Genomic DNA, 1,261 nt, shown 5'->3' on the forward strand with positions numbered 1-1,261 from the left:
GGGCTGCCAGTTGCGCGTGGCGCCGCTCCAGCGCCGGGGGTTGGCCGCCTTGGCCGCTTCATAGACGTCGGCGCGCTTTGACAGCAGCGCGCTGTCCTGGCCCGTATGGCGCTCGTGCGGGGTGACGAACCCAATGGCGCTGTGGCGATGTTCCAGGTTGTACCAATTCACGAATGCGTTCACCCACTGGCGTGCGGCCAGCACAGTCTCGAACGCGCAGGCGGGGTAGTCGGGCCGGTATTTCAGCGTTCTGAAGAGCGACTCCGAATACGGGTTGTCGTTGCTCACCGACGGACGGCTAAGCGAAGGCATCACCCCCAGAGCCTGCAGCGTGGCGAGCATGGCAGCGCCCTTCATCGGACTGCCGTTGTCCGAGTGCAGCACCACCTGGCCGGGCGCGATGCGCTCGCGCAGGCAGATGTCACGCATGACCTCACTGGCCAGTTCGCTGCTTTCGTTTTCATAGACCTGCCAGCCGACGACCTTGCGGCTGAAGATGTCGAGAAACAGGTACAGGTAAAAGTAGTGCCCCGTGACGAGCGTGGGCAGGTAGGTGATGTCCCAGCTGAACAACTGGTTGGGTGCCGCAGCGCACAGCGCGCGCGGTTTGCTGCGCGGCTGGCCGGGCCGCTGGGCGCTGCGGTGGCCCAGCTGCCTGGCAGCCCTGAGCACGCGGTAAAAGCTCGACTCCGAGGCGATGTATTCGCCACGGTCAGCCAGCCGGGGAACGATTTGGCTGGGCGCCAAGTGGCCGAACTCGTCCGAGTTGGCCACTGCCAGAACGGCTTGGCGCTCGGCCTGGCTGAGCCTGTTGGTGGGTGCCTGCACCCGCGCGGGGCGCCGGTCTGCCCGGCACTGCTCGCGCTGCCAGCGCTGCAGGGTTCGCCGGCTCAGGCAAATGACGGCACAGGCGCGCTCCTGGCGCGCGCCCGCTTGCGTCGCCTGGGCCACCAGCGCAATGACCTGGCGGCGCTGCAAGAGGCTGGTCATTTGACCTCGTCCTCCCACAGCGCCCGGAACTTTTTTTGTAGCATCAGCAACGCTGCTGCCTCCGACAACGCCTTTTCCTTGCGCAGCAGCTCGCGCTTGAGCTGCTCGTTTTCGTCCTTAAGGCTGCGCCATGGCCCCGTATCCGCCAGCGCTTTGGCTGGCGCGCAGAAAGCCGCTTTCCAGCTCGCCAGATGGTGGGCGAACACGCCGCGCTCGCGGCACCACGCCTGCAGCGCCTCGCTTGAGAAGCCATGGGTTTCGTTCAAGGCTT

Annotated in this window: 1 protein-coding gene and 1 pseudogene; both read right to left on the reverse strand. The window is 66.1% G+C overall.

The window, feature by feature from the left end; genetic code table 11:
• A partial coding sequence (locus IWX85_RS20150; RefSeq protein ID WP_196870986.1) for an IS3 family transposase occupies positions 1-990 on the reverse strand: 990 nt, incomplete at its 3' end.
• Positions 987-1,261, reverse strand: a pseudogene (locus tag IWX85_RS20155) (transposase); the annotation flags it as partial. The gene IWX85_RS20150 and the pseudogene IWX85_RS20155, both read right to left, overlap by 4 nt.

The organism is Polaromonas sp. CG_9.11, assembly GCF_015752225.1.
Taxonomy (GTDB): domain Bacteria; phylum Pseudomonadota; class Gammaproteobacteria; order Burkholderiales; family Burkholderiaceae_C; genus Polaromonas.